Origin of the sequence: Kitasatospora sp. NPDC018619, from assembly GCF_044391605.1 — a bacterium.
Lineage (GTDB): Bacteria > Actinomycetota > Actinomycetes > Streptomycetales > Streptomycetaceae > Kitasatospora.
The window spans coordinates 50,358-73,205 of sequence record NZ_JBISAI010000031.1; the positions used below are offsets into that span (position 1 = coordinate 50,358).

At 75.1% G+C, this 22,848-nt stretch carries 17 protein-coding genes; 4 read left to right on the top strand and 13 right to left on the bottom strand.

Going from position 1 to position 22,848, the window contains the following annotated elements; genetic code table 11:
- Window positions 1-62 precede the first annotated feature (62 nt).
- From ACH5AR_RS32015 to ACH5AR_RS32025, 3 genes are all read right to left on the bottom strand, one after another.
- Window positions 63-1,505 carry an aldehyde dehydrogenase family protein gene (locus ACH5AR_RS32015; protein ID WP_396305040.1) on the bottom strand — a complete coding sequence of 481 codons (1,443 nt, stop codon included), beginning with the start codon at window positions 1,503-1,505 and terminating at the stop codon, window positions 63-65.
- A 207-nt stretch (window positions 1,506-1,712) separates the two neighbouring features.
- The gene (locus ACH5AR_RS32020) at window positions 1,713-3,281 is read right to left on the bottom strand and encodes a PucR family transcriptional regulator (RefSeq protein WP_396305041.1); all 1,569 of its coding nucleotides are present in this window, start codon (window positions 3,279-3,281) and stop codon (window positions 1,713-1,715) included.
- Between the two features lie 168 nt (window positions 3,282-3,449).
- Complete coding sequence (locus ACH5AR_RS32025; protein ID WP_396305042.1) at window positions 3,450-5,540, bottom strand: ATP-binding protein; 2,091 nt, start codon at window positions 5,538-5,540, stop codon at window positions 3,450-3,452.
- 241 nt (window positions 5,541-5,781) lie between these two features.
- Between ACH5AR_RS32025 and gabT the strand changes: the two genes are divergently transcribed.
- Together gabT and ACH5AR_RS32035 are read left to right on the top strand one after the other, a co-directional pair.
- Window positions 5,782-7,122, top strand: coding sequence for a 4-aminobutyrate--2-oxoglutarate transaminase (gene gabT, locus ACH5AR_RS32030; RefSeq protein WP_396305043.1), 1,341 nt, complete (start codon window positions 5,782-5,784; stop codon window positions 7,120-7,122).
- 484 nt (window positions 7,123-7,606) lie between these two features.
- Window positions 7,607-8,269, top strand: a complete 663-nt coding sequence (locus tag ACH5AR_RS32035; RefSeq protein WP_396305044.1) for a phosphatase PAP2 family protein — start codon at window positions 7,607-7,609, stop codon at window positions 8,267-8,269.
- Here ACH5AR_RS32035 and ACH5AR_RS32040 read toward each other — a convergent pair.
- Complete coding sequence (locus ACH5AR_RS32040; protein ID WP_396305045.1) at window positions 8,242-8,574, bottom strand: DUF2218 domain-containing protein; 333 nt, start codon at window positions 8,572-8,574, stop codon at window positions 8,242-8,244. The two genes, ACH5AR_RS32035 and ACH5AR_RS32040, sit on opposite strands and share 28 nt — an antisense overlap.
- A 166-nt stretch (window positions 8,575-8,740) precedes the next feature.
- Here ACH5AR_RS32040 and ACH5AR_RS32045 point away from each other — a divergent pair, with 166 nt between their 5' ends.
- On the top strand, window positions 8,741-9,286 hold the full coding sequence (locus ACH5AR_RS32045) for a MarR family winged helix-turn-helix transcriptional regulator (RefSeq protein WP_396305046.1): 546 nt from the start codon (window positions 8,741-8,743) through the stop codon (window positions 9,284-9,286).
- Here ACH5AR_RS32045 and ACH5AR_RS32050 read toward each other — a convergent pair.
- A complete protein-coding gene (locus ACH5AR_RS32050) occupies window positions 9,177-10,118 on the bottom strand; it encodes an EamA family transporter (RefSeq protein ID WP_396305056.1) in 942 nt (313 codons plus the stop codon). The two genes, ACH5AR_RS32045 and ACH5AR_RS32050, sit on opposite strands and share 110 nt — an antisense overlap.
- Before the next feature lie 184 nt (window positions 10,119-10,302).
- Between ACH5AR_RS32050 and ACH5AR_RS32055 the strand changes: the two genes are divergently transcribed.
- Window positions 10,303-11,208 (top strand): LysR family transcriptional regulator, encoded by a 906-nt coding sequence (locus ACH5AR_RS32055; protein WP_396305047.1) that lies wholly within the window; start codon window positions 10,303-10,305, stop codon window positions 11,206-11,208.
- A gap of 109 nt (window positions 11,209-11,317) precedes the next feature.
- On the opposite strand, the gene ACH5AR_RS32060 is transcribed toward ACH5AR_RS32055, so the two are convergent.
- The 8 genes from ACH5AR_RS32060 to ACH5AR_RS32095 all read right to left on the bottom strand — a co-directional run bounded on the left by ACH5AR_RS32060 (window position 11,318) and on the right by ACH5AR_RS32095 (window position 22,608).
- A complete protein-coding gene (locus tag ACH5AR_RS32060) occupies window positions 11,318-12,043 on the bottom strand; it encodes a ZIP family metal transporter (RefSeq protein ID WP_396305057.1) in 726 nt (241 codons plus the stop codon).
- Window positions 12,044-12,395: 352 nt separating this feature from the next.
- Window positions 12,396-14,207, bottom strand: coding sequence for a restriction endonuclease (locus ACH5AR_RS32065; protein WP_396305048.1), 1,812 nt, complete (start codon window positions 14,205-14,207; stop codon window positions 12,396-12,398).
- Between the two features lie 114 nt (window positions 14,208-14,321).
- Window positions 14,322-16,289: a hypothetical protein gene (locus ACH5AR_RS32070; RefSeq protein WP_396305049.1), complete on the bottom strand. Its 1,968-nt coding sequence runs from the start codon at window positions 16,287-16,289 to the stop codon at window positions 14,322-14,324.
- 259 nt (window positions 16,290-16,548) lie between these two features.
- Complete coding sequence (locus ACH5AR_RS32075) at window positions 16,549-17,205, bottom strand: YigZ family protein (protein WP_396305050.1); 657 nt, start codon at window positions 17,203-17,205, stop codon at window positions 16,549-16,551.
- 182 nt (window positions 17,206-17,387) lie between these two features.
- Window positions 17,388-18,677 carry a DUF6986 family protein gene (locus tag ACH5AR_RS32080; RefSeq protein ID WP_396305051.1) on the bottom strand — a complete coding sequence of 430 codons (1,290 nt, stop codon included), beginning with the start codon at window positions 18,675-18,677 and terminating at the stop codon, window positions 17,388-17,390.
- 111 nt (window positions 18,678-18,788) lie between these two features.
- Entirely contained in the window at window positions 18,789-20,360 is a 1,572-nt protein-coding gene (locus ACH5AR_RS32085) for a DUF2637 domain-containing protein (RefSeq protein ID WP_396305052.1), read from the bottom strand.
- A gap of 221 nt (window positions 20,361-20,581) precedes the next feature.
- Window positions 20,582-21,247 (bottom strand): LuxR C-terminal-related transcriptional regulator, encoded by a 666-nt coding sequence (locus ACH5AR_RS32090; protein WP_396305053.1) that lies wholly within the window; start codon window positions 21,245-21,247, stop codon window positions 20,582-20,584.
- Window positions 21,199-22,608: a sensor histidine kinase gene (locus tag ACH5AR_RS32095; RefSeq protein WP_396305054.1), complete on the bottom strand. Its 1,410-nt coding sequence runs from the start codon at window positions 22,606-22,608 to the stop codon at window positions 21,199-21,201. The genes ACH5AR_RS32090 and ACH5AR_RS32095 overlap by 49 nt, the downstream gene beginning before the upstream one ends.
- Window positions 22,609-22,848 lie beyond the last annotated feature (240 nt).

The following is a 22,848-nucleotide window of genomic DNA, read 5'->3' on the forward strand; positions in this document are numbered from 1 at the left end:
TCGGAGCGCTCAGCGTTCGAGGCTCAGAGAGCGCTCAGCGTTCGAGACTCAGAAGTCGAGACTCAGAGGTCGAGGCCGGTCAGGACCATGACCTTCTCGACGGTGTAGTCGTCCATCGCGTACTTGACGCCCTCACGGCCGACACCGGAGTCCTTGACGCCGCCGTACGGCATCTGGTCGGCGCGGTAGGACGGCGCGTCGCCGATGATCACACCGCCGACCTCCAGCTCCCGGTGGGCGCGGAACGCGGTCTGCAGGTCGTGGGTGAACACACCCGCCTGAAGGCCGAACGCGGAGTCGTTGACGGCCGCGAAGGCCTCGTCCACGCCGTCCACCCGGTGCAGCGAGAGCACCGGGCCGAACACCTCGGCGGTGGCCAGGATGGCGTCGCCGGGCAGGTCGGCCAGCACGGTCGGGGCGTAGGTCGCGCCCTCGCGGGTGCCGCCGGTGAGCACCTTGGCGCCCTTGGCGACCGCGTCCTCGACCCAGGACTCGACGCGCTTCGCGGCGTTCTCGTCGATCAGCGGGCCGACGTCGGTCGCGTCGTCGGCCGGGTCACCGGTGACCTGCGCCCTGACCTTGGCGACGACCTTCTCCGCCAGCGCGTCGTAGACCGACGCGTCGGCGATCACCCGCTGCACCGAGATGCAGGACTGGCCGCCCTGGTAGTTGGCGAACATCGCGATCCGGGTGGCCGCCCAGTCCAGGTCGGCTTCCGAGGACCAGTCGGCGAGCACCACGGCCGCGGCGTTGCCGCCGAGCTCCAGGGTGCAGTGCTTGCGCGGCACCGAGTCCATGATCTGGTAGCCGACCTTGTCCGAACCGGTGAAGGAGATCACCGGCAGGCGCTCGTCCTGCACCAGGGCCGGCATCCGGTCGTTCGGCACGGTCAGGATCGACCAGGAGCCGGCCGGCAGGTCGGTCTCGGCCAGGATCTCGCCCAGCACCATCGCCGACAGCGGGGTCGACGGAGCCGGCTTGAGGATGATCGGGGCACCGACCGCGATCGCCGGGGCGACCTTGTGGGCGACCAGGTTCAGCGGGAAGTTGAACGGGGCGATGCCGAGCACCACGCCGCGCGGGAAGCGGCGCACCACCGCGAAACGGCCCACGCCGCCCGGGTCGGTGTCCAGCCGCATCGTCTCGCCGTTGGTGCGGCGCGCCTCCTCGGCTGCCCAGCGGAAGACCGACACCGCGCGGCCGATCTCACCGCGGGCCCACTTGATCGGCTTGCCGTTCTCGGCGCTGACCAGCTGGGCGAGCTCCTCGGTACGCTCGGTCAGCCGCTTGGCCACGTGGTCCAGGGCGGCGGCACGCTGGTGCGCGGGGGTGGCGGCGAACACCGGCAGCGCGGCGACGGCGGCGTCCAGCGCCTCGTCGACCTGGGCCTCGGTCGGGATGCTCACCTTGCCGACCAGACGGCCGTCCCAGCTGTTGTGCACCTCGAAGTCGGCGTCACCGCTCGCCCGGCGGCCGGCGAGCCAGAAATCGTACGTGGTGGTCACCGTGGTACCGGCCCTCTCCTCGTCTGTCCTACGGCCCACGGACGTGGGACCCGGCTCCGAGGGTAGGCGGGGCGGCACGCCGATCGGATTGGCCGACTAGGAGCGTTCGTCCCCGGGGCCACTCCACCGCGTCCTACCGGCGGCGGTGTGCCGCCGGGCCCGGTGCCGTGCTCGCCCTCCGTGCCGTACGCCGTGCGCCGCGGTGGGTCACTCCTCGCCGGAGCGCAGCGCCAGCCACAGCTCCATCCGCACGTCCGTGTCGTCCAGCGAGCGGCCCAGCAACTCCTCGACCCGGCGCATCCGGTAGCGCAGCGTGTGCCGGTGCACCCCGAGGTCGGCCGCGGCCGCGTCCCACTGGCCGTGCCGGGACAGCCACGCCCGCAGCGAGGCCACCAGGTCTCCGCGCGCCGTCCGGTCGTGCTCCCGCAGCGGCCTCAGCAGCCCCTCCGCGAACGCCGTCACCGCGTCCTCCCCGAGCAGCGGCAGCAGCGACCCCGCGCCGACCTCCTCGTGGTCCACCGAGCGGCGCCCACCGCGCAGCGCCACCGCCAACGCCCGCTCGGCCTGCGCGTGCGCCGTCCCGGCCTCCTCCAGCGCGGCCGGCGCCGAGACGCCCAGCGACAGGCCCTCGTGCTCCTCCACCGCGCCCAGACACGCCCGGTGCACCGCGCCGTTGTCCAGCGCCAGCACCATCAGCCGCGGCCCGTGCGCACCGTCCTCCCGCGCCACCAGCAGCTTCTCGCCCACCCGGGCACCCGCCTGCTCGGCGCGGTCCCCCAGCTCCCCGAGCGCCTCCACGGCGTCCGCGCTGGCCGGCCCCGCGCCGGCCACCAGCACCCGTATCGTCCCCTCCGGCAGCCCCCCGAACAGCCCCACCGCGACCTGGCGGGCCGTCGCCACCTCGCCCGCCAGCACCATCCGCAGCAGCGCCGCGCCCATCCGCTCCTCGGCCTGCCGCAGCTCCCGCGAACGCTCCAGGGTGAGCGTCAGCAGCGCCACCGCCGCGTTCAGCACGTACCGCTCGGTCGGCGTGATCCGGTCCTCGGTCCCCACCGCCAGGAACCCGCGCGCCCGCCGGTCCGCCCCCAGCGACTGGACCACCACGTAGTCCTCGTCCGCCGTGTCTATCCCCGGCGCGCGCCCCTGCAGCGCCGCACTCGACGGCGCCGGCCGCCGACGCAGCCGGTCCACCTCCGCCGCCAGCCGCCCCGCCCGGCGCGCCGCCCAGTCCGGCGCCACCACCGACAGCGCGCCCGACCCGTCGTACAGCGCCGCCCAGCCGCCCAGCCGGGCCGCCAGCCGGCGCACCACCGCCGTCGTGCCGTCCTTGCCGAGCGCCGCCCGGGTCAACTCCTCCTGCGCCTCGAAGCTGGTCGTCACCGCCTCGTACTGCTCCGCGGCCAGCGCCGCCGACACCACCTTGCTGATCGCGATGAACGGCGTCGGCTCCGGCACCCGCAACAGCGGCAGCCCGCGCTGCGCCGCCGCGTCCACCAGCGGCTGCGGCACCTCGGTGTGCGACAGCCCCACCCCGAGCCCCAGCCCGACCACCCCCGCGTCGGCCAGCCGGTGCACGTACGCCTGCAGCTGCGCAGCCGTACGGCCGAGCTTGATACCGGTGGTGAGCAGCAGCTCGCCACCCTCCAGGAACGGCGTCGGGTCGTCCAGCTCACTGGTGTGCACCCAGCGGACCGGCCGCTCCAGGTGGTCCGCACCGGCGAGGACCGTCAGGTGGAGCGACGTGTTGCGGACGACGGAGGCGAGTGTGGGGGGCATGGCACCTTCGAGGGATCGACCTGACCGCGCCGTTGCGGCCGGGCGAGGAGAGGGACGTGGGACTGGTGAGGGTCTCTCCCCTTCATTATGGACGCTCCGGACAACCCGCACTGCCGAATCCACCTCGAAGGCGACTTCCCCCCGGGCGCCGCCCGCCACCGCCCGCCCTCAGCCCCGGAGGTCCACCAGCAGCGGCGGCACCTGCTCCCCCGACACCGCCGTCAACGACACCACCGCGTGCCCGGCCGGCAAGGCGTGCGCCAGGTCGGACGGCGACCACCGCAGCCGCTCCACCTCCCGCGTCGTCACCGACTCCGTCTGCGCCGTCGTCCCCGACAACGCCCTCCGCCCGACCCGCCCGGCCCGCCGTATCACGCCGCCGGAGGTGTCGGGGGTGTGGGTGACCTCGGTCTCCTGCACCAGGTGCGTCCCCCAGGCCTCCGAGAACAGCTTCCCGTCCCACGGCGCGATCCCCGGGAACGCCATCCGGCAGCCCACGGCGCCGAACAGCGGCGCCCGCAGCGCCTCCGGCAGGTCCACCAGCGTCCGCAGCAGCAGCACCGCGCCGGCGTTCACCCCTCGCATCCGCTGCAGGCCGCGCACCGCGGTGGCGTCCAGCGCCGCCGAGGCGTCGTCCACCACCAGTCCGGCGAACAGCGAGCGGTCCCCGCGCGCCACGGCCGCCTGCACGAACTGCCCCACCACCAACCGGGACAGCATCCGCGCCGCCTCAGGATGGCTCCGCTCCGGCAGCTTCACCCGCACCCGCAGGGGGTGGTCCAGCGCCCGCATCGCGAACGGGGGCCGACCGGTGCCGTCGGTCGCGAAGGCGCCCTCGAAGGCGGGCCGCTCCAGCAGCGCCAGCCGGTCCGCCAGCAGCGCCCCGGGATCGTCCGCCCGGTCGCGCTGCCGCTCCCGGTGCTCCAGGTCCCGCTCGTACACGGCCAGCCGCCCGGCCGTGCCGATCGCCTTCACCAGGGCCGCCAGCGCGTCCGCCTCGCCCGCCAGCAGCGCCCGCAGCTCACGCACCCCCGGGTAGCGGCCGTACGCGGCGTGGAACGGGCCCACCACCTGCTGGAGCACGGTACGGGCGTGCTCCGCGCGCGCGGTCAGCTCGTCCGGCAGCAGCGCCTCGGCCAGCCGGGCGGCCGCCTCGTCGGGGTCGTGCGCGGCACCGTAGAGGTCCAGCCCGTACACCGAGGACCGGTCGCCGGGCGAGATCACCACGTCGTACCAGGAGTCCGGGCCGAGATCGGCGTCGGCCGCTCCGACCACCACCGCGCAGGCCGTACCCGCCAGCGCCTGCAGGCACAGCGCCTCGGCCACCGGCCGGGCCAGCCGCGCCGTCTTCCCCGTCCCGGCCGGGCCCACCGCCAGCAGCGAGGTGCCCAGCACCCCCGGGTCCAGTGCGAAACCGGCGGCCCGGTGGCCCAGCGGGTTCTTCGGGACGTCCTGCGTCGTGCCGAGCCGGACCTGCCCGAGCAGCAGGTCGTGCACTTCGGCGCGGCCGGACAGCTCGCGGGCCTCGGAGGGGTGGGCGAAGGCCGCCGCACCTCGGGCGGCCACCTGCTCGGTGAACGCGGGCACGAACACCGGGTCTGCCTGGGCGGACTCCCAGGCGCGCCGGATCCGCACGTAGTCGACGTCCCCCACGGCCTCGCCGTCCAGCCGGGCGGCCGCCTCGGCCGCGCCGCCCTGGCGCAGCCCGTCCCACGGATCCTGCCCGCGCACGAGCTCCGCCGCCCCGGGAGCGTCCTCCTCGACGGGCTGCTCCTGCGTCACCGTGCGCGACAGCAGGGGCGTGACGTAGCGGCGCCATACCTCGGGCCAGCGGCCCATTCGGCCGAAGAATTTGATGACCACAGCGATCATCACGATGTTGACCACCAGGAGCGTGAACATGGCCTCGGACTCGGACGGCGAGGCGAGCGGGCCGATGCCCGTCTGACCACCGATCCACACCAGGACGTACGTCAGCAGCTGGGTGCCGTAAAGATAGGCCAACCACCCCACCACAGCGTTGAGCCCCGCCCGCAGCAGCAGCGGCCAGGTCGCGACCCTGGCCGCCTCCGCCCGCTCCGGGTCGACGCGGCGGTAGCCGAGCCGGTAGACGCCCGGGTCGGCGTCGGGGCGTGGCGCGCAGGCCCAGGCCGCGAGGTCGAAGGCCGGGGTGCCCGCTCCCGGCCGGGGGCTGGGTACCGGGGTCGGGGGTCTGGTGGTGGTGCGCTCGCCGTGGTGGTGTGCCCCGTCCTGTGCCATGTACGGCCCCGCTCCCTCGCCCGCCCGGCCCGACCGCCGTCGGTGCCGCCATACCCATGCCGCCGTACCGGCGACACGCCCGCGCTCAGGGTAGTGGAGCGCGGCCTGCCGGTAGTCGCACCACCTGCGCTGGCCGCGCCGGACAAGTCGGGCGGCGCACTGCTACCGAGTGGCGCGTGCCGGGGTGGGGAGGGCGGCCGTAGCCTGCGAAGCACCGAGCCGAGAAGTCTGGAGAAACCCCATGAGCGCCGCAACGCCGCTCCCGCAGGAGCGCCGCCTGGTCACCGCGATCCCCGGTCCGAAGTCGCAGGAGCTGCACGCCCGCAAGCTGGGTGCGGTGGCGGCCGGCGTCGGCACCACCCTGCCGGTGTACGTGTCCCGTGCCAACGGCGGCGTGCTGGAGGACGTGGACGGCAACTCGCTGATCGACTTCGGCTCCGGCATCGCCGTGACGAACGTCGGCAACAGCGCCGAGGCCGTGGTGGCCCGGACGACCGAGCAGCTGGCCGCCTTCACCCACACCTGCTTCATGGTGACCCCGTACGAGGGTTACGTGGCCGTCGCCGAGCAGCTGAACGAGCTGACCCCGGGTGACCACGAGAAGCGCACCGCGCTGTTCAACTCGGGCTCCGAGGCCGTCGAGAACGCGGTGAAGATCGCCCGCGCGTACACCAAGCGCCAGGCCGTCGTGGTGTTCGACCACGGCTACCACGGCCGCACCAACCTGACGCTGGCGCTGACGGCGAAGAACATGCCGTACAAGCAGGGCTTCGGTCCGTTCGCCCCCGAGGTCTACCGGGTTCCGGTCGCCTACCCGTACCGCTGGCTGACGGGTGCGGAGAACGCCGCCACCGAGGCCGCCGCCCAGGCGATCGACGCCATCAACAAGCAGATCGGCGCCGAGAACGTCGCCGCGATCATCATCGAGCCGATCCAGGGCGAGGGCGGCTTCATCGAGCCGGCCAAGGGCTTCCTGCCGGCGATCGTGGAGTTCGCGAAGGCCAACGGCATCGTGTTCGTCGCGGACGAGATCCAGACCGGCTTCTGCCGCACCGGCCAGTGGTTCGCGTGCGAGGACGAGGGCATCGTCCCGGACCTGATCACCACCGCCAAGGGCATCGCCGGCGGTCTGCCGCTGTCCGCGCTGACCGGCCGCGCCGAGATCATGGACGCCGCGCAGACCGGCGGCCTGGGCGGCACCTACGGTGGCAACCCGGTGGCCTGTGCCGCCGCGCTGGGCGCCATCGAGACGATGAAGGAGCAGGACCTCAACGGCAAGGCGCAGCGGATCGGCGAGGTCATGCTGGGCCGCCTGCGGGCCATGCAGGAGAAGTTCGAGATCATCGGCGAGGTCCGCGGCCGCGGCGCGATGATCGCCGTCGAGCTGGTGAAGCCGGGCGGCAAGGAGCCGAACGCGGAGGCCACCGCGGCCATCGCGAAGGCCTGCCACGCCGAGGGCCTGGTCGTGCTGACCGCCGGCACCTACGGCAACGTGCTGCGCTTCCTGCCGCCGCTGGTCATGCCCGAGCACCTGCTGGTCGAGGGCCTGGACATCCTGGAGGGCGCGTTCGCCGCTCTCTGAGCGGTGGCGCCCGCCAGGTGGTGGGAAAACCCCTCCGGAGGGTTGTCCGGACAGCGCTGAACGGCCCGTGGGGACCTCTGGTCCGCACGGGCCGTTCGGTGTTCCGGGCGCGCCGCGGGGGCGGTCGGGGCATGATCGACGGGGTGCCCCGGAGGCTGCCCGGACCGGGGTGAAGATGATGTGCGGAATCGCTGAAGGCGCTCGGCGCGGAAGGGCTGTTGACGTAGTGTCATCGCAGATGGACAGCGAGCCTCAGCCGTTGGCGCGGCCGTCCGCGGGGCCCCTTCCGGGGCCGGTTCCGCGGGTGCCGCACGAGGACGACCAGGTCGGCCCGGGAGGGTCGGCGCACACCGCAGGCCGATCGACCGACCGTCCGACCCACACCCCCCGGGGCGCACGGAACGGCGATCATCAGAGCCGCCCCGGAGCTCTCCCCCCTGCTCCGGGGCGGCTGTCCGCCGTCCTGGGCCGGGCGGCGCGTTCGGTGGCCGTTCCGGTGGTGGTGGCGGTGCTGCTGGTGGCGGTGTCCTGGCAGGTCGCGGCGGACGGGCCGCTGCTCGGCGTGGACCGTTGGGTCCGCGGGGCCGTCCGTTCCGCGCACGAGGACTTCCCGAACGCGCTGTGGGACCGGCTGGGCCACCTGCTGGCGGACCTGGGCAGCGCGGTCCCGGCCGTCCCGGTGCTGCTGCTGGCCGGCGTGCTGGCGGCCTGGCGGGGGCGCCGGGCCGGGGCCGGGCGCTGGTGGCTCCCGCTGCCGGTGGCGGTGCTGACCTCGGCCCTGATCCCGCTGCTGGTGGTCCCGGCGAAGTGGGCCTTCGCCCGGCCCGGCCCGCTGGGGGAGCCGCTGACGGCGGGCCAGTGGGGCTGGTACCCGTCCGGGCACACCGCGACCGCGACGGTCTCGTACGGGGTGGCGGCGCTGCTGCTGGCCCGGGTGGCGGGGCCGCGCGCCGTCCGGGGGCTGGCGGCCGGTGCGGTGCTGCTGTCGCTCGGGGTGGGCGCGGGGCTGGTGTGGAGCGACTTCCACTGGCTGCTGGACGTGGTGGCGAGCTGGTGCCTGTCCGTCCTGCTGCTGTGGTCGTTCGCCCGGTGGCTGCCCCGGCCGGGCGCCGGGGCGCGTCAGGCCTCGGGGTCCTCGTTGCGGTGAACCAGGCCGGGCTCGCCGTTGTCGCGGTGCCAGGCGATGACGAGTTCGTCGCGGGCGCCGAAGCGGACCAGGTGGCGGCCGACGACGTCCTCCAGGCCGGGCAGGTTCTCGCGCTCGCCCTCGACGGTGAGCAGCAGCGCGTCGGGCAGGGCCTCCAGGGTGGCGGTACCGGCACCGAAGACCATCGTGCCGCGGCCGGTCTCCTCGGAGTAGACGGCTTCGATCTTGCGCCCCATGTGGGCGGTGAGCTGCTTGGCGTAGCGGCCCGGGCGGTCGGTGGCGACGCGGGCTTCGGAGCGGGGCATGGGCCCTCCAGGGTCGGGGAGGGGAACTTAGGGTCCCCTCACTAGGGCAACGCTAACCCAGATGCTGAGCTAGGCTCAACATATTTCCGCGATCGCCTTCCGCCGCCGGCCGCGGGCCGCGGGCCGACGGCTACCCTTGGGCGGACGCCAGCCGAGGAGACCGCCGATGACCACCACGCCGCCCGACGAACCGGCGGACCCCTCCCCCGGCCCCCGGCCCGGCAGCGCGGCCTCCGCCGCCGAACTGGCCGACGCGATGACCCGGGCTATCAAGCGGATCCGCCGTCAGACCGGCTGGCGGCTGGAGCCGTACGGCATCACCCCCGGCCAGGCCCGGGCGCTGCGCACGCTCGCCCACGTGCCGGGCTGCGAGACGCCCGACCACGCGATGCGGCTGAGCGACCTCGCCGACAAGCTGCACATCGCCCCGCGCTCGGCGACCACCGTGGTCGACGCGCTGGAGGAGGCCGGCCTGGTCGAGCGCAGCCCCGACCCGGCCGACCGGCGGGCGGTGCGGATCCTGCTGACCGAGGCCGGCCGGGCGGCGGTGGAGCGGATCGGGCAGGTCCGGGACGAGGTGGCCCAGGAGTACTTCGGCGAGGTCAGTCCCGCCGACGAGGAGGTGCTGCTGCGGGTGCTGCGCTCCGCCGAGGCCCGCTTCCTCGCAGCCGGGCCGCCACACCGCTGGCGGCCCCCGGGCGCAGCGCGGTGATCCCGATCCCGGTGATCACCAGCAGCGCGGCCGCGGCGGCCGCCGGGCTGATCCGCTCACCGAGCAGCAGCCAGGCCGAGGACATCCCGAACACCGGTACCAGCAGCGAGTAGGGCGCGACGGCGGTCGCGTCGTAGCTGCGCAGCAGGAAGCTCCAGGCGACGAAGCCGAGCAGGGTGGAGACCAGCCCGACGTAGCCGATCGCCCCCAGTCCGGCCGGGGTGATCCCGCGCAGGGCCCGCAGGTCCGCCTCGGGGCCCTCGACCAGCAGGGACAGGCCCAGCAGCGGCAGCGGCGGGACGGCACTGACCCAGACCATCCAGCGCAGGGCGTCCGGCGGCGCGGCCCGGCGGGTCAGCACGTTGGCCAGGCCCCAGGCGACGGCGGCGAGGACGACCAGGGCGAAGGCCCCGAGCGGCCCCCCGGCGCCCTGCTCCCAGGCGCTCAGCGCGATGCCGGCGAAGGCGACCGCCAGGCCCGCGAGCCGCTGCCCGCCGGGGCGTTCGCGCAGCAGCACGGCGGCGAACAGCGCGGTGAAGCCGGCCTGCCCCTGGAGCACCAGGGAGGAGAGCCCGGCCGGCATCCCGGCGTGCATGCCGAGGAAGAGCAGCCCGAACTTGACCACCCCGAGGACCACGCCGACCGCCACCACCCAGCGCCAGGCCACCCGGGGCGGGCCGACGAAGAAGATCGCCGGGACGGCGACGACGGCGAACCGCAGGGCGCAGAAGAGCAGCGGCGGGAAGTTCTCCAGGCCGACGTGGATCAGGACGAAGTTGAGGCCCCAGACGGCGGCCACCAGCACGGCCAGGGCGATGTGGCGCGGGCTCATGCCGGCCGTTCCGTCCGTGCTGCTCGCGCTGCTCGTGCCGGTCGTGCTGCTCGTGCCGGTCGTGCCGGTCGTGCTGTGCTGGCCGCCCGAAGCGGCGGTGGTCACGGTCATGGGTCGAGCATGGTGGCGCCGGACCGTGTAGCACCAGCGACGAGTTCTGAAGGAAACACTTTAGGATCACTGCATGATGGACCTGGGGCGCCTGCGGGCGCTGCACGCGGTGGCGGTGCACGGCTCGGTCGGCGGGGCGGCGGCCGCTCTCGGCTTCACGCCCTCGGCGGTCTCGCAGCAGATCGCCAAGCTGGAGCGGGAGACGAGGACGGTGCTGCTGGAGCGGCAGGGCCGCGGCGTGGTGCTGACGGACGCCGCGCGCGAGCTGGCCGTCACCGCGCAGACCGTGCTGGGGCTGGTGGAGCAGGCCGAGGTGCGGCTGGAGGAGCAGCGCGGCCGGGCCGTCGGGCGGCTGCTGGTGGCCGCCTTCCCGTCCGGCGCCCGCGGGCTGATGCCCGGGGCACTGGCCGACCTGCGGCGGCGCTGCCCGGAGCTGGACGTCCGGCTGCTGGAGCGCGACCCGTACCCGGCGGCCGAGTTGGTGGCCCGGGGCGAGGTGGACCTGGCGCTGGTGCAGGACTGGCCGACCGTGCCGCTGCCGGTGCAGGAGGGGGTCTCCCGGCTGGACCTCGGCGACGACCCGGTGGACCTGCTGCTGCCCGCCGACGACGAGCTGGCCGCGCTCGACCCGGTGCCGGTGGAACAGCTGTGCGGGCAGCGCTGGATCAGCGTGCCGCCGGGCAACATCTGCTACGACTGGCTGGTCCGGACCCTGCGCGAGGCCGGCGAGGAACCGGACGTGTGCTACCAGGTCGGGGAGTTCGAGACGCAGATCGCGCTGGTCGCGGCCGGTCTGGGGATGGGCCTGGTGCCCAGGCTCGGGCGGGGCCCGCTGCCGCCCGGGGTGGCGGCCCGCCGGGTGGCGCCGGAGCCGGGCCGCCGGGTGTTCGCGCTCTGGCGCTCCCAGGCCTCCCGGCGGCCGGCGATCACCGAGGCGCTGGCCTCGATGCGGGAGTGCTGGGCACGGCTGCCGGTCTGAGCCCGGCGGCTCCCGGCCTTCCGGCCCCAGGGTCTGCCGCCCCCGGTCTCCGGCCTCCCTGCCTCCCTGTCTCCCCGGCCAGGAACCGGGTACGGAGCCGGGGCCGGGCTCAGCCGGCGAAGCCGATCACCAGCCACATGAAGCCGACCCCGGCCACGGTGCAGAGCAGGGTGGTGCGCGAGGGGTGCGGGCTGTGCGCCTCGGGGAGGATGTCGGAGGTCGCCAGGTAGAGCAGGAACCCGGAGAAGAAGCCCAGGTAGAGGCCGAGCAGGTGGCCCGGGATGGTGAACGCCAGGGTGATCGCCGCGCCGGACACCGGGGCCAGCGCGTCCGCGGCGAGCAGGGTCAGCGCCCGCCGCCGGTTGTTCCCGTACAGCCGGGTGATCGTGTACGTGTTGAAGCCGTCGGCGAAGTCGTGCGCGACGACGGCGATGGCCACCACCGTGCCGACGGTGGTGCCGGCCTGGAAGGCGGCGCCGATCGCGAAGCCGTCCATCACGCTGTGCCCGACCAGGGCCAGGGCGGCGGTCAGCCCGATGCCCTGGTGCCTGGCGCCGGAGTGCCCGTGCCGGTGGCCGTGGGAGTGCGCGGCGTACTCGCCCTCGTGGCCGCGGTGGATGGCGACGGCACGTTCGACCACGTGGATGGTCAGGAAGCCGGCCGCGAACATCAGCAGCGCCTGCGGCACGCCGTGCAGCTCGCCCGGCGCCTGGTGGATCGCCTCGGGCAGCAGGTCGAAGGCGACCACGCCGAGCATCAGTCCGGCGGCGAAGCCGAGCACCAGGTGGCGGCGGTCACGGGTGCGCTGGGCGACGAAGCCGCCGACCAGGGTCATCAGGAAGGCCGCCGCGGCGACCAGCACCGCGGTCACCGGACCGGCTCCCTCACGGCCGCGACCCGTCCGCCGGGCCCTTCACCGGCGTTTCCGCCGGACCTTCCACCGGGCGCCTCACCTGATGGTCCGCCGAGCGCTCTGCCCATTCCTCTCCCCCTGGGATCCGCCCGTGGCCGGGCCGACCGCCGACCGTACCGGACGCCCGTTCGGCGGTGACCACCCGGGGGTGCCGGGGCCGGGGTGCCGTTCCCCCAGCCTCGGCCCGGGCCGGGCGGGCCGCCCGCCCGGTGGACCGTCCGGGTGAGGTCCGCGCCGGGCGGCGCCGCCGGGCCGGACGGGCGGCGGCGAGCCGTCAGCCCCCGGTGGCGAGCGGCAGCCCGAGGTGGGTGTGGGCGAGTTCGCGGACGCCGTCGCCGTCGATCAGGTGGATGTGCCGGCGGCCCTCCCCGGCGGTGAGGGCCAGGGCCTCCTCGGTGAACCGGCCGGTGGTCAGCCGCAGACCGCGCTCGGCGGCCTCCTCCCCGACCGCCTCGGCCAGGGTCTCGATCTGCTCGGTGCCGACCGCCCCGGTGTCCCGGGAGGCCCACACCACCCAGCGGCCGGGCAGCGCCGTCCCGGGCGCGCCCTCGCCGGTGGCGACCAGCCCGGCCGGGCCGCGCAGCCGGACGCTCCACTGCCCGATGCCGCCGCGGGTCAGCAGGTCCCGCACCAGCTGGGCGAACTCGTTAGCGGACAGGTCGGAGGCGGCCGGCACGGTGGCCCCGGCGCGGGCGGCCGGCTCGACACCCGCCCGGTCGTACGGGTCCGGGGTGACGGCGGCGCCGAGCTGACGCAGCCGCACGAGGGCCTCGTCCTGCTCGGCGTCGGCGTAGACGCCCTCGTCGTCGCGCTCCTCGTACGGGGTGCCCGGCGGCAGCAGCCGGGTGCGGGCCAGGGCGTCGCGGTCGGCGTCCACGCTGACCAGGCAGAGCGGCTCCTCCGTGCCGGGGCCGCGCAGCCAGCCGTTGAGGACGACGCCGGCGAGTATCTCGTCGGTGTCCACCGCGTCGGCGGCCTGCAGGGCGCGCAGGGCGAGCCGGGCGACCAGCCGCAGGTAGTCGGTGGCCCGGTCCGCGGGCGGGCGCGGCACCGGGAGGATGTCGCCGTCCGGGGCGAGCCGGTAGCCGGCGAGGGAGGGCACCAGTTCGAGCGGCGGCAGGTCGAGGTCCAGCACGGCGGTGCGGGTGAGCGGGCGGAAGACCGCCCGGCAGGGGGCGGGCAGGTCCTGGGTGGCGGTCTCGGCGGCGGCCAGCGCCCGTTCCAGCAGGGACTCCACGGCGGCCGGCTCGGCCAGCCGGTAGGCCCGGCGACACTCCTCCAGACTGTCGTTGTACTCGCGCACGGCGCGGGCCCGGGCCTCCTCGGCCGCCTCGTGGGCGCGCCGGGACTCGTCGGCGGCCGGGCTGCCGGCCTCGGCCCGGCGGGTGCGCCACTCGCGCAGGGCGCGCTGGTGGGCGAGCCGGGCCTGGGCCAGCTCGCGCTGGTAACCGGAGTCGAGCAGTCGGCGGGAGGGGCCGGCCTCCGGGTCGGCCGCGGGCGGCCCGGCGGGCGCGAAGTCCTCCCAGCGGGGCTCGGCCCCCTCCTCGGGGGTGGCGCCGGGGCCGTCGGCCGGGTAGGGGCGGGGCTGGTACGTGCGCAGCTGGCTCTGGAAGTCCATCGCGGAGACCGGCAGCGCGGCCCGCCGCAGCAGGTCGGCCAGCCGGTCGTGCTCGGCCTGGACGGCTCGGGTGCGGTGGTGGGTCAGGGCGGCGGCCCGGGCGTGCGCCGCCACGGCCTCGTCCGGGTCCGCCTCGCCGGAACCGGGGGCGGGCGCGGCGCCGGGGGCGGGGCCGGGAACGGGAACCGGACCGGGACCGGGGCCCGGTACGGACGGGCCGTCACCGACCGCACCGCCGACGACCGTACCGCCGACGGGCGCACGGCTGTCGGCCGTACCGGTGCCGGACCGGCCGTCACCGGACGGCCCGGCACCGACCGGGCCCTCGTCCGGGCGGTCGGTGCCGGCGCCGGTCGGCTCCCGGCCCTCCTCGGCGCCCAGGTCACGGAAGACCGAGGCGAGGAAGCCCGGCCGGGGGAACTGGACGGTGGCGGTTCCGTCGGACTGGCCGTCTGCTGAGTGCTGCATCGGTCGTCGTTCCCCCATGCTCGTCCGGCGCCTGCCCGGGGCGATCGGCGAGCCTGTGGACCCGCCCCTGCCGGACATTGTCCCCCGAACGGGCGCAGCGGTCAGCCAAGCCGCTCAGTTGGTCCGGGTGTTGGTCAGGTGCAGGCCGATGTAGCCGACGTAGATCCGGCCGCTGCCGGAGCAGTCGTCGAGGTAGTGCAGCCGGGGCGCGGTGCGGCCGCCGCCGATCCGAAGGTGCGCCCCCATGAAGGCGCGCCGCGAGGAGTCGACGCATTCCGGCACCGGCAGCATCCGCTCGCGCTTCCACTTGGTGTGGCTGAACACCGTCCGGGACTCCCCGCGGACCGCCTTGCGGGGCGGGAAGCGGCGACAGCCCTCGGGGGTGCGCTCGCACCACTGCTTGAAGTCCCCGCCGGCCGCACCGCGCACGGCCGCCTCGGCGTACTCCTGGAGCGCCGTCAACCCGTCCCAGGCGAGCCGGGCCCAGCCGGCGCCGGTGCACTGGAGCTCGTCCAGGGCGAGCGCGTTCTTCTGGTCACCGGTGAAGGTCACCAGGGGGAACTCGCCCAGTCTGGCCATGAGTTCGGTGAAGGTCTCGGGTGCGCCGCCGTCGCCGGGGGGCTGGGCCGCCGGGTGCGGCCCGACCGGGCTGCCGCCCGGCGCCACGCAGTGCCGGCCGGTGAGGGCACGGGCTCCGGAGCGCAGGCGGCCCTCGCGGACGTCCCGGCCGTCCCGGCCCTCCCGGGCCTGGCTCCGTTCCCGGTGGTCACGGCGCTCCAGACGCAGGGTGTGCCGGACCAGCTCCAGCTCGTCGGCCCTGGCCTGCTGCTCGGCGCGGTCCTGCTGCTCCTCGCGGGCGAGCACCGCCAGTTCCTCGCCCTGGTCCGGGACGGCCGCCTCGACGGTGCGCCCGGCCGTCGGCTCGGTGGTCCGCTCCGCGACCCGTTCCGCACTCCGGCGCAGCTGCGGCGGCGGAACGCGCAGCACCGGGACGGCCGCCAGCGGCGGCGGCAGCGGCTGCTCCGCGGCCAGGCGGCGCGGCTCCCGGGCGAGCAGCCCGGCGGCGCGGCGCAGGTCCTCCTCTATTCGGCCGCGGGCGAGTACCGGATGTCGGGCACTGTCCGCCCGGGATGCCGGGTCGACCTCGGGCAGGTAGGTGCGCACCGCCCCGCCGTAGACGGTGTGGTACTCCAGCGCCACGTTGAACCCGGTGCGGGCGCCCGGGTCCAGCACGTAGGCGGTGGCGAGGCCGGGGAGCTGCTGGCAGAGCGGGGCCACCACGTCCTGCACCCAGGGGTCGAGCGGGAGGTTCACCGGGACGCTGGCCACCACCGTGGGCAGCCTGCGCTCCGGGTCGCAGAGCTCGTCGATCAGGGCGTCGACCGTGTCGGCGGTGACCACCCGGGGCGCGGTGTGGACGGCGACCGGGCCGTCGGTGGCGTCGAGCAGCGGGAGGAGCGAGCGGGCGAGTTCGGGCACCGGCACCCGGCACGGGGTGCGCACGCCGCTGCCGGTGCTGTGGGTCTCGGCCTCCAGCCGGACCCAGGTCGGGCCCTCGGCACCGGTGGCCACGGTGAGGGTGAGCTGCTGGGTGCCGTGCGCGGCCGGGGTCCGCAGGCGGCGGCGGTCGTACCGGCCGGCGCCCGGACCGTCGCGCAGCCGGCCCCGGTCGCGGTCGAGCAGCACGCGCTCGCCCAGGCGCAGGCGCTCGGCGGTGGAGGCCGGCTCCGGGCTCCGCCCGACGGGGGTGCGGGCGGTGTCAGGGGCCGGTGGGGGTTCCTCGAAGCCCTCCAGCTTCAGCCAGGAGGCCAGCTGTTCGTCGGCCAGGGCGACGGCCTCGGCGTGCGGAAGGGCCGTGGTGACCGTCATCCGGTAGGGCGTGGCGGGCCCGTGGGGGCCGGGCGGGTCGGCGGCGGCGTGCGAGCGGACGCGGTTGGGGGCGGGACGGGACGCGACCGGGTGGTTCGACGGCGGACGGTTCGTCGAGCGGTTCACCGGGTGGGCCGTCAGGTGGTCCGTCGGGCGGTTCGAGGTCGGGTTCGTCGCGGTCTGGGGGATCGAGGTCGAACGGTCTGAGGCCATGCGCATACCTCCGTGGTGGGGGTGGGGTCCTGTGTCCTCCATCGATGGTTTCGTCCGGTTCTGCCGGAACCTTGCCCAGGAAACGCCACGGCCCGGAGCTGAAGTTCCAACTCCGGGCTACGACACTACGTTCGGGTGAATCTGTTCAAGCGGTCTTCCGCGTGGCGCAGCGCCTGGGCTACGCGGAAGGGCCGGTCGCGGCCCGTCCGACGGACCGTCCGTCCCGCCGGTCCCACGGGGGCACCGCCCGCCTCCGCGGTCAGACCGGCACCTCGACGTAGGTGCGGCCGGCCGGGACCGCCACCGCGGTTCCGCCGGTCGCCTCGGCCAGCCAGGTGTGGAACCCCGCCACGTCCGGTTCCGGCACGCCCACCTCGATCCGCACCCCGGAGGCCTGGTAGGCCAGGTCGCTCACCGCATAGCCGGCCGCCCGCAGGTCGTTCTCCACCCGGCCGGCCCGGACGTGGTCCGCCGTCACCGCGAGCAGCGCGACCGGCCGGCGCTCCAGCAGGCCGACCTCGTCCACCGCCTCCGACACCGCGTTCCCGTACGCCCGCACCAGGCCGCCCGCACCGAGCTTGATGCCGCCGAAGTACCGGGTGACCACGGCGACCGTGTCGGTCAGCCCGCGCCGGCGCAGCACCTCCAGCATCGGCACCCCCGCCGTGCCGCCGGGCTCGCCGTCGTCGCTGGAGCGCTCGCGGCGCTGCTCCTCGCCGACCACGAAGGCGGTGCAGTTGTGCCGGGCGTCCCAGTACTGCTTGCGGATGCCCGCGATGAAGGCCTGTGCCTCCTCCTCGTCGGCGACCCGGGCGAGGTGGCAGATGAACCGGGACTTCTTGATCTCGGTCTCGTGGCTGCCGGCCCGCCGGATGGTGAGGTACGGCCTGGCGGTGGGCTCCGGCGTGGCGGACATGGCGCGGGGGTCCTCCCGAGGACGGCGAAGGCTGACGGCGCGCGCCCCGGCGCACCGGGACGGCACCGCCAGCCTAGTTGGCGCCCGGCGGGAGGGATCCGCGGCCGTCGGCCACGGACGGACCAGCGCACGGCCGGAGGCGGACGGTGGGAGGCGGAGGGCGCGGCGGGCGGCCGGTGGGGTCAGCGGCCGGCCAGGGCGTCCAGCCGCTCGCGGTCCAGGCCGGTCAGCGCGGTGACCTCGGCGGGGTCGACGGCACCGCAGTCCAGTCCGCGCAGCAGGTAGCCGCTCAGCGCCCGCGCCGTGGCCGGCTCGTCCATCACGTCGCCGCCCGCCTTGGCGACGTACGCGGCCAGCCTGGCGGCCGCGGCCGCCAGGCCCTCGCGGTAGAAGGAGTAGACGGCGACGTAGCGGGTGGGCAGGTGGGCCGGGTGCATGTCCCAGCCCTGGTAGTAGGCGCGGGCCAGCGAGCGGCGGACCAGGTCGTGGTGGAGCTTCCAGGCGGCGTGCACCTGCTCGGTGGAACCGGTCGGGACGACGTTGGTCGAGCCGTCGGAGAGCCGCACCCCGGTGCCCGCGGCCGCCACCTGCATGACCGCCTTGGCGTGGTCGGCGACCGGGTGGTCCATGCTCTGGTGGGCCGCGCTGACCCCGCAGGCGGCGCTGTAGTCGAAGGTCCCGTAGTGCAGGCCGGTCGCACGCCCCTCGGCGGCCTCGATCATCCGGGCGACGGTGGCCCGGCCGTCCGGGCCGAGGATCGCCTGGGTGGTCTCGATCTGGATCTCGAAGCCGATCCGACCGGCGGGCAGCCCGGCCCGGCCCTCGAAGTCCTCCAGCAGCCGGACCAGCGCGGTGACCTGCTCGGCGTAGGTCACCTTGGGCAGGGTCAGCACCAGGCCCTCCGGCAGTCCGCCGGCGGCCAGCAGGGTCGTCAGGAACAGTTCCAGGGTGCGGATCCCGCGGGCCCGGACGGCGGCCTCCATGCACTTGATCCGGATGCCGAGGTACGGCGGTGCGGTGCCCTCGGCCACCGCCGCCGCGACCAGCTCGGCGGCCCGGACGGCGGCCGCGTCCTCCTCCGCGTCGGGGCGGGGGCCGTAGCCGTCCTCGAAGTCGATCCGCAGGTCCTCGACCGGCTCGCGTTGCAGCTTGGCGCGGACCCGGGCGTGCACGTCGGCGAGCAGCCCGTCGTCCGGGACGCCGAGGGCGCGGGCCAGCTCGGCAGGGGTGGCGGCGTGGCGGTCGAAGGCCTCCAGGGCCCGGCGGCCCCACTCCCGCACGGTGTCGGCGCCGAAGGCGTCGGCCGGGACGTAGACGGTGTGCACCGGCTGCCTGGTGCCGGGCTCGCCCGGGTAACGGCGCGCCAGATCGGCATCGACCGGCGCGAGCAGCGCCTCCACCGCGGCGCGTGCCGCGGTGGAGAAGGAGGCCCCGTCCGCCGGCCCGTTCCCGTCGACCCCGACCCGTGTCATCCGCACTCCTCCATGCCGAACCAGCGCTTCAACAATTTGTTGAGGCGAAGGTAGCTCCGGTGGGATCGGGCGTCAATGGCCGAGCGGGCCCCGCACGGTGACGGCTCGCGGTCAGCCCCGACCGGCGGCGGCGTAGCGCTCGTTCAGCTCCGGGTAGAGGTCGGCGACCTCCTTGGGGTGGACCGACCCGTCCGGGCCCTTGCCGGTGACGCCGTACTCCCTGGTCAGCCAGTCGGCGAGGCGCTGGGGATCGGGCTGGTGGTCGTAGGTGTCGATGTACGAGACCAGCGCCTGGTAGGCGACGTCCGGGTCGAGGCGCGCGGGCGCCGGAGGGAGCGGGGGCTCCTCGGCCGGGACCGGCTGACCGGCGCGGGCGGGCTCGTCCGCCGGGACGGGCTGTTCCGGCGCGGCGGGCTGCACGGGTGCCTCGGGCCCCTGCTGCGGGCCGGCCGGGTGCGGGGCCTGCGGAGCGTGCGCGGGCCCGGGCACGACGGCGGGCTCCCCGGCGACCGGGCGCGGGGGCTTGAACCAGGGCGAGGCCTGACCGGGCACCCGTCCGCCCGGGGCGGCGTCGGCGGGGTGGCCGGTGGTGCGGACCGGACGCTCCGTCCAGACGTTCAACTCCTCGCCGCGCGGCTGCGGGACGGCGTCCGCCGCCTCCTCCGGCTCCTGGGCGACCCGCAGCCGGACGGCGGCCAGCTTCGCGAGCATCGGCGCGGCGACCTCCGCGGACAGGGGCGGGACGGCGGCGGGTGCCTGCGGCTGCGGCTGGGGCTCGGGCAGCGGCTGTGCGGACTGCGGCTGCGGCTGCGGCTGCGGCTGCCCGGACTGGGCCTGCGGGACCTGCGGGGCGGCCTGCGGTGCCCGCTGCGGCTGCGGGGACTGCTGCGGCGGGGCGGGCGCCCCAGCCACCGGGGCGATGGCCGCGGCGGCATGGTTCTCCTGGGGAGCGATCCCCTGCGTCTCCTGCTCCGCCGGGATCCCGGCGGCCTCGCGCTCACGGCCCTCGTCGTCGAGCCGGTCCAGCAGCGAAGGGTCCAGCGGTACGCCGAACTTGGCCAGCTTGAGCGGCAGCAGCGCCTGGATCGGTGCCGAGCGCCGCCAGCCGCGGCCGTACCGGAAGCGCAGCTGCGCCCGGTAGACCAGGCGGTTCTGCTCCAGCCGGATGACCTCGTCGTAGGAGCGGAGCTCCCAGAGCTTCATCCGTCGCCAGAGCCGGAAGGTCGGCACCGGGGAGAGGAGCCAGCGCATCACCCGGACCGACTCCATGTGGCGGTCCGCCGTGATCGCCGCGATCCGGCCGACCGCGTGCCGCGAGGCCTCGACCACGACGACGAAGAGCACCGGGATGACGGCGTGCATCCCCATGCCCAGCGGATCGCCCCAGGAGGCCGCCGCGTTGAAGGCGATGGTGGCCACGGTCAGCAGCCACGCGGTCTGCCGCAGCATCGGGAAGGGTATTCGCAGCCAGGTCAGCACCAGGTCGAGCGCGAGGAGCACGACGATGCCGGCGTCCACACCGATCGGGAAGGCATAGGAGAAGGCGCCGAAACCCTTCTGCTCGGCCAGCTCGCGCACCGCGTTGTACGAACCCGCGAAGCCGATGCCCGAGATGATGCAGGCACCGGCCGCGACCAGGCCGAGCAGGCCCCGATGGGCCTTGGTGAGCGTTGGGCGTGCCATTACGTCTATCAACCCCTGGATGTCGGCTGCGGCCGTACGCTGCCTCGGCTGCCGGGCCCCGCTGGTCGGGCGCCGGACTGCCGGCAGGCTCCGGGCTCGGCCCACCGGAGTTTACTCGTACACCTGTCCAGCGTTCCCACAGCCTGGGGTCTCACGGTGCGCCGGCCCACGGCCCGGTCCCACCGCACGGCGCGGGACGGGAGGCGGGACCGGCGGGAGCGTCAGCGCGGCTGCCCCGCCGTGCCGTTGAGGTAGGTCAGGACCGCCAGCACCCGGCGGTTGGCGTCCTCATCGGGGGCGAGTTCCAGCTTGCTGAAGATGTTGGCGATGTGCTTGGCCACGGCGCCGTCGCTCACCGAGAGGCGGCCGGCGATCGCCGAGTTGGAACAGCCCTCGGCCATCAGCTCCAGCACCTCGCGCTCGCGCGGGGAGAGCCGCAGCAGCGGACCCGGCCGGCGCGAGGTGGTCTGCATCAGCTTGGCGATCACGTCCGGATCCATCGCCGTGCCGCCCGCCGCCACCCGGCGGACCGCGTCGATGAACTGGTCGGCATTGAACACCCGGTCCTTCAGCAGGTAGCCGATCCCCCCGGTGCCGTCGGCCAGCAGCTCCCGCGCGTAGAGCTGTTGAACGTGCTGCGACAGCACCAGCACCGGGAGGCCCTCGATCTCCCGACGGGCCTTGAGCGCCGCCTGGAGGCCCTCGTCGGTGAGCGTCGGCGGCAGCCGGACGTCGACCACGGCCACGTCGGGCCGGTGGGTCAGCAGCGCCTCCAACAGCTCCGGGCCGGTCTCGACCGCCGCTGCGATGGTGAAACCGTGCGCTTCCAGCAGCCGGATCAGGCCTTCGCGAAGGAGGTAGAGGTCCTCGGCGAGGACAACTCGCACGGCAACTCCAAGGTGATGGTGGTGGGTCCGCCCGACGTGCTGTCGATGGAGAGGACACCGTCGAAGGTACCCAATCGCTTCTCGATCCCGCGCAGCCCCGTCCCCCGCGAAGGATCCGCCACCCCCATGCCGTCGTCCGTCACCGTCACCCGCAGGAGCCCGGCCCGGTAGAGGATGTCCACCCACACCTGCTCGGCCTCCGAGTGCTTGGCCGCGTTGGCCAGCAGCTCGCAGACGCTGAAGTACACAGCGGCCTCGACCGGGGCCGGCGGCCGGTCCGGCAGGCTCACGCAGACCTCGGTCGGCAGGGCGCTGTCCAGGGCCAGGGCCCGGACGGCGTCGCCCAGCCCCCGCTCGGCGAGCACCGGGGGGTGGATGCCGCGGACCAGGTCCCGCAGCTCCTGGAGGGCCCGGGCCGAGGACTGGCGGGCCTCGGCGAGGAGCTCCCGCGCGGCCTGCTGGTCGGTGTCCATCAGGTGCTCGATGGTGCCCAGCGTCATCCCGATCGCGACCAGCCGTGCCTGGGCGCCGTCGTGCAGGTCCCGCTCGATCCTCCGCAGCTCGGCCGCCTGGTTGCCGACCGCGTCCGCCCGCGTCTCGGTCAGCTCGGCCACCCGCCTGGTCAGCTGGGCGTTCGTCGCCCGGCCGTCCTGGTCCAGCACCCGGCGGGCGGCCTCCGCGTACGCCCGCAGCGCGAACGGGGCCACGAGGACGCCCACCACGATCATGGCCACTCCGAGGACGACGCTCAGCAGGACGGACACCATCCGGCTGCTCACCGGGCCGAATCCGTCGGCCGGCACCGGGCCGGTCAGGACGTAGGCGGTGCCCAACGCGAGCAGGAGGGCCACCGGCCCGGCCAGCGCCACCACGAGGAACGGGTTCACCACCAGCCAGACCAGTTCGGCGCGGATGGTCCGGTCCCGCAGGCCGCAGTGGACCATCTGCGCGTACTTCGCCACCGTTCGTGAACGGTGGTAGGTGTGGCCCGTCCACCAGTGCCCTCGGCCGTCCAACTCCAGCTCCGGCCAGGGCTCGTAGACGGCCGGCAGCCGTATCGCGAACCAGCGCTCCACCTGTCCCCGGGTCCGCGTCGCGGTGCGGCGGATGTTGGCGGCTGCCACCACCCCGCCGGCAGTTGCGGCCACCACGAGGGAGACGAACAAGCCCAGGTCGTAAGAGTCCAGGACCCGGGCCGTGATCGCCCCTGAGAAGACCGCCGCACCCACCGGCAGCACCGCCCCCGGCACCGCTGCCAACACCACCAGGGCAAGCCGTACCAGGCCCTCACGCCCGGCCATGAGGGCCGCCTGGGCCTGAGCACGTACGGTCGCGCCGCTCGTACGACTCGCTGTTGTCACGGGAAGCTCCTGATGCCGGTACCGATCGTCCTCCATCAGTCTTCACGAACCGTCCATCACCCACACTGGCCATGGCACCCCAATTCCAAGGTGGACCTAGGACTACCTGCGGGGTGGACGGAGTCGCACCAGCCGGTGAAATGATCCGGAAACGCGAAGAACCCCCGGCCAGGTCTCCCCGGCCGGGGGTTCTTCACAAGAATTGTTCGGCGGCGTCCTACTCTCCCACAGGGTCCCCCC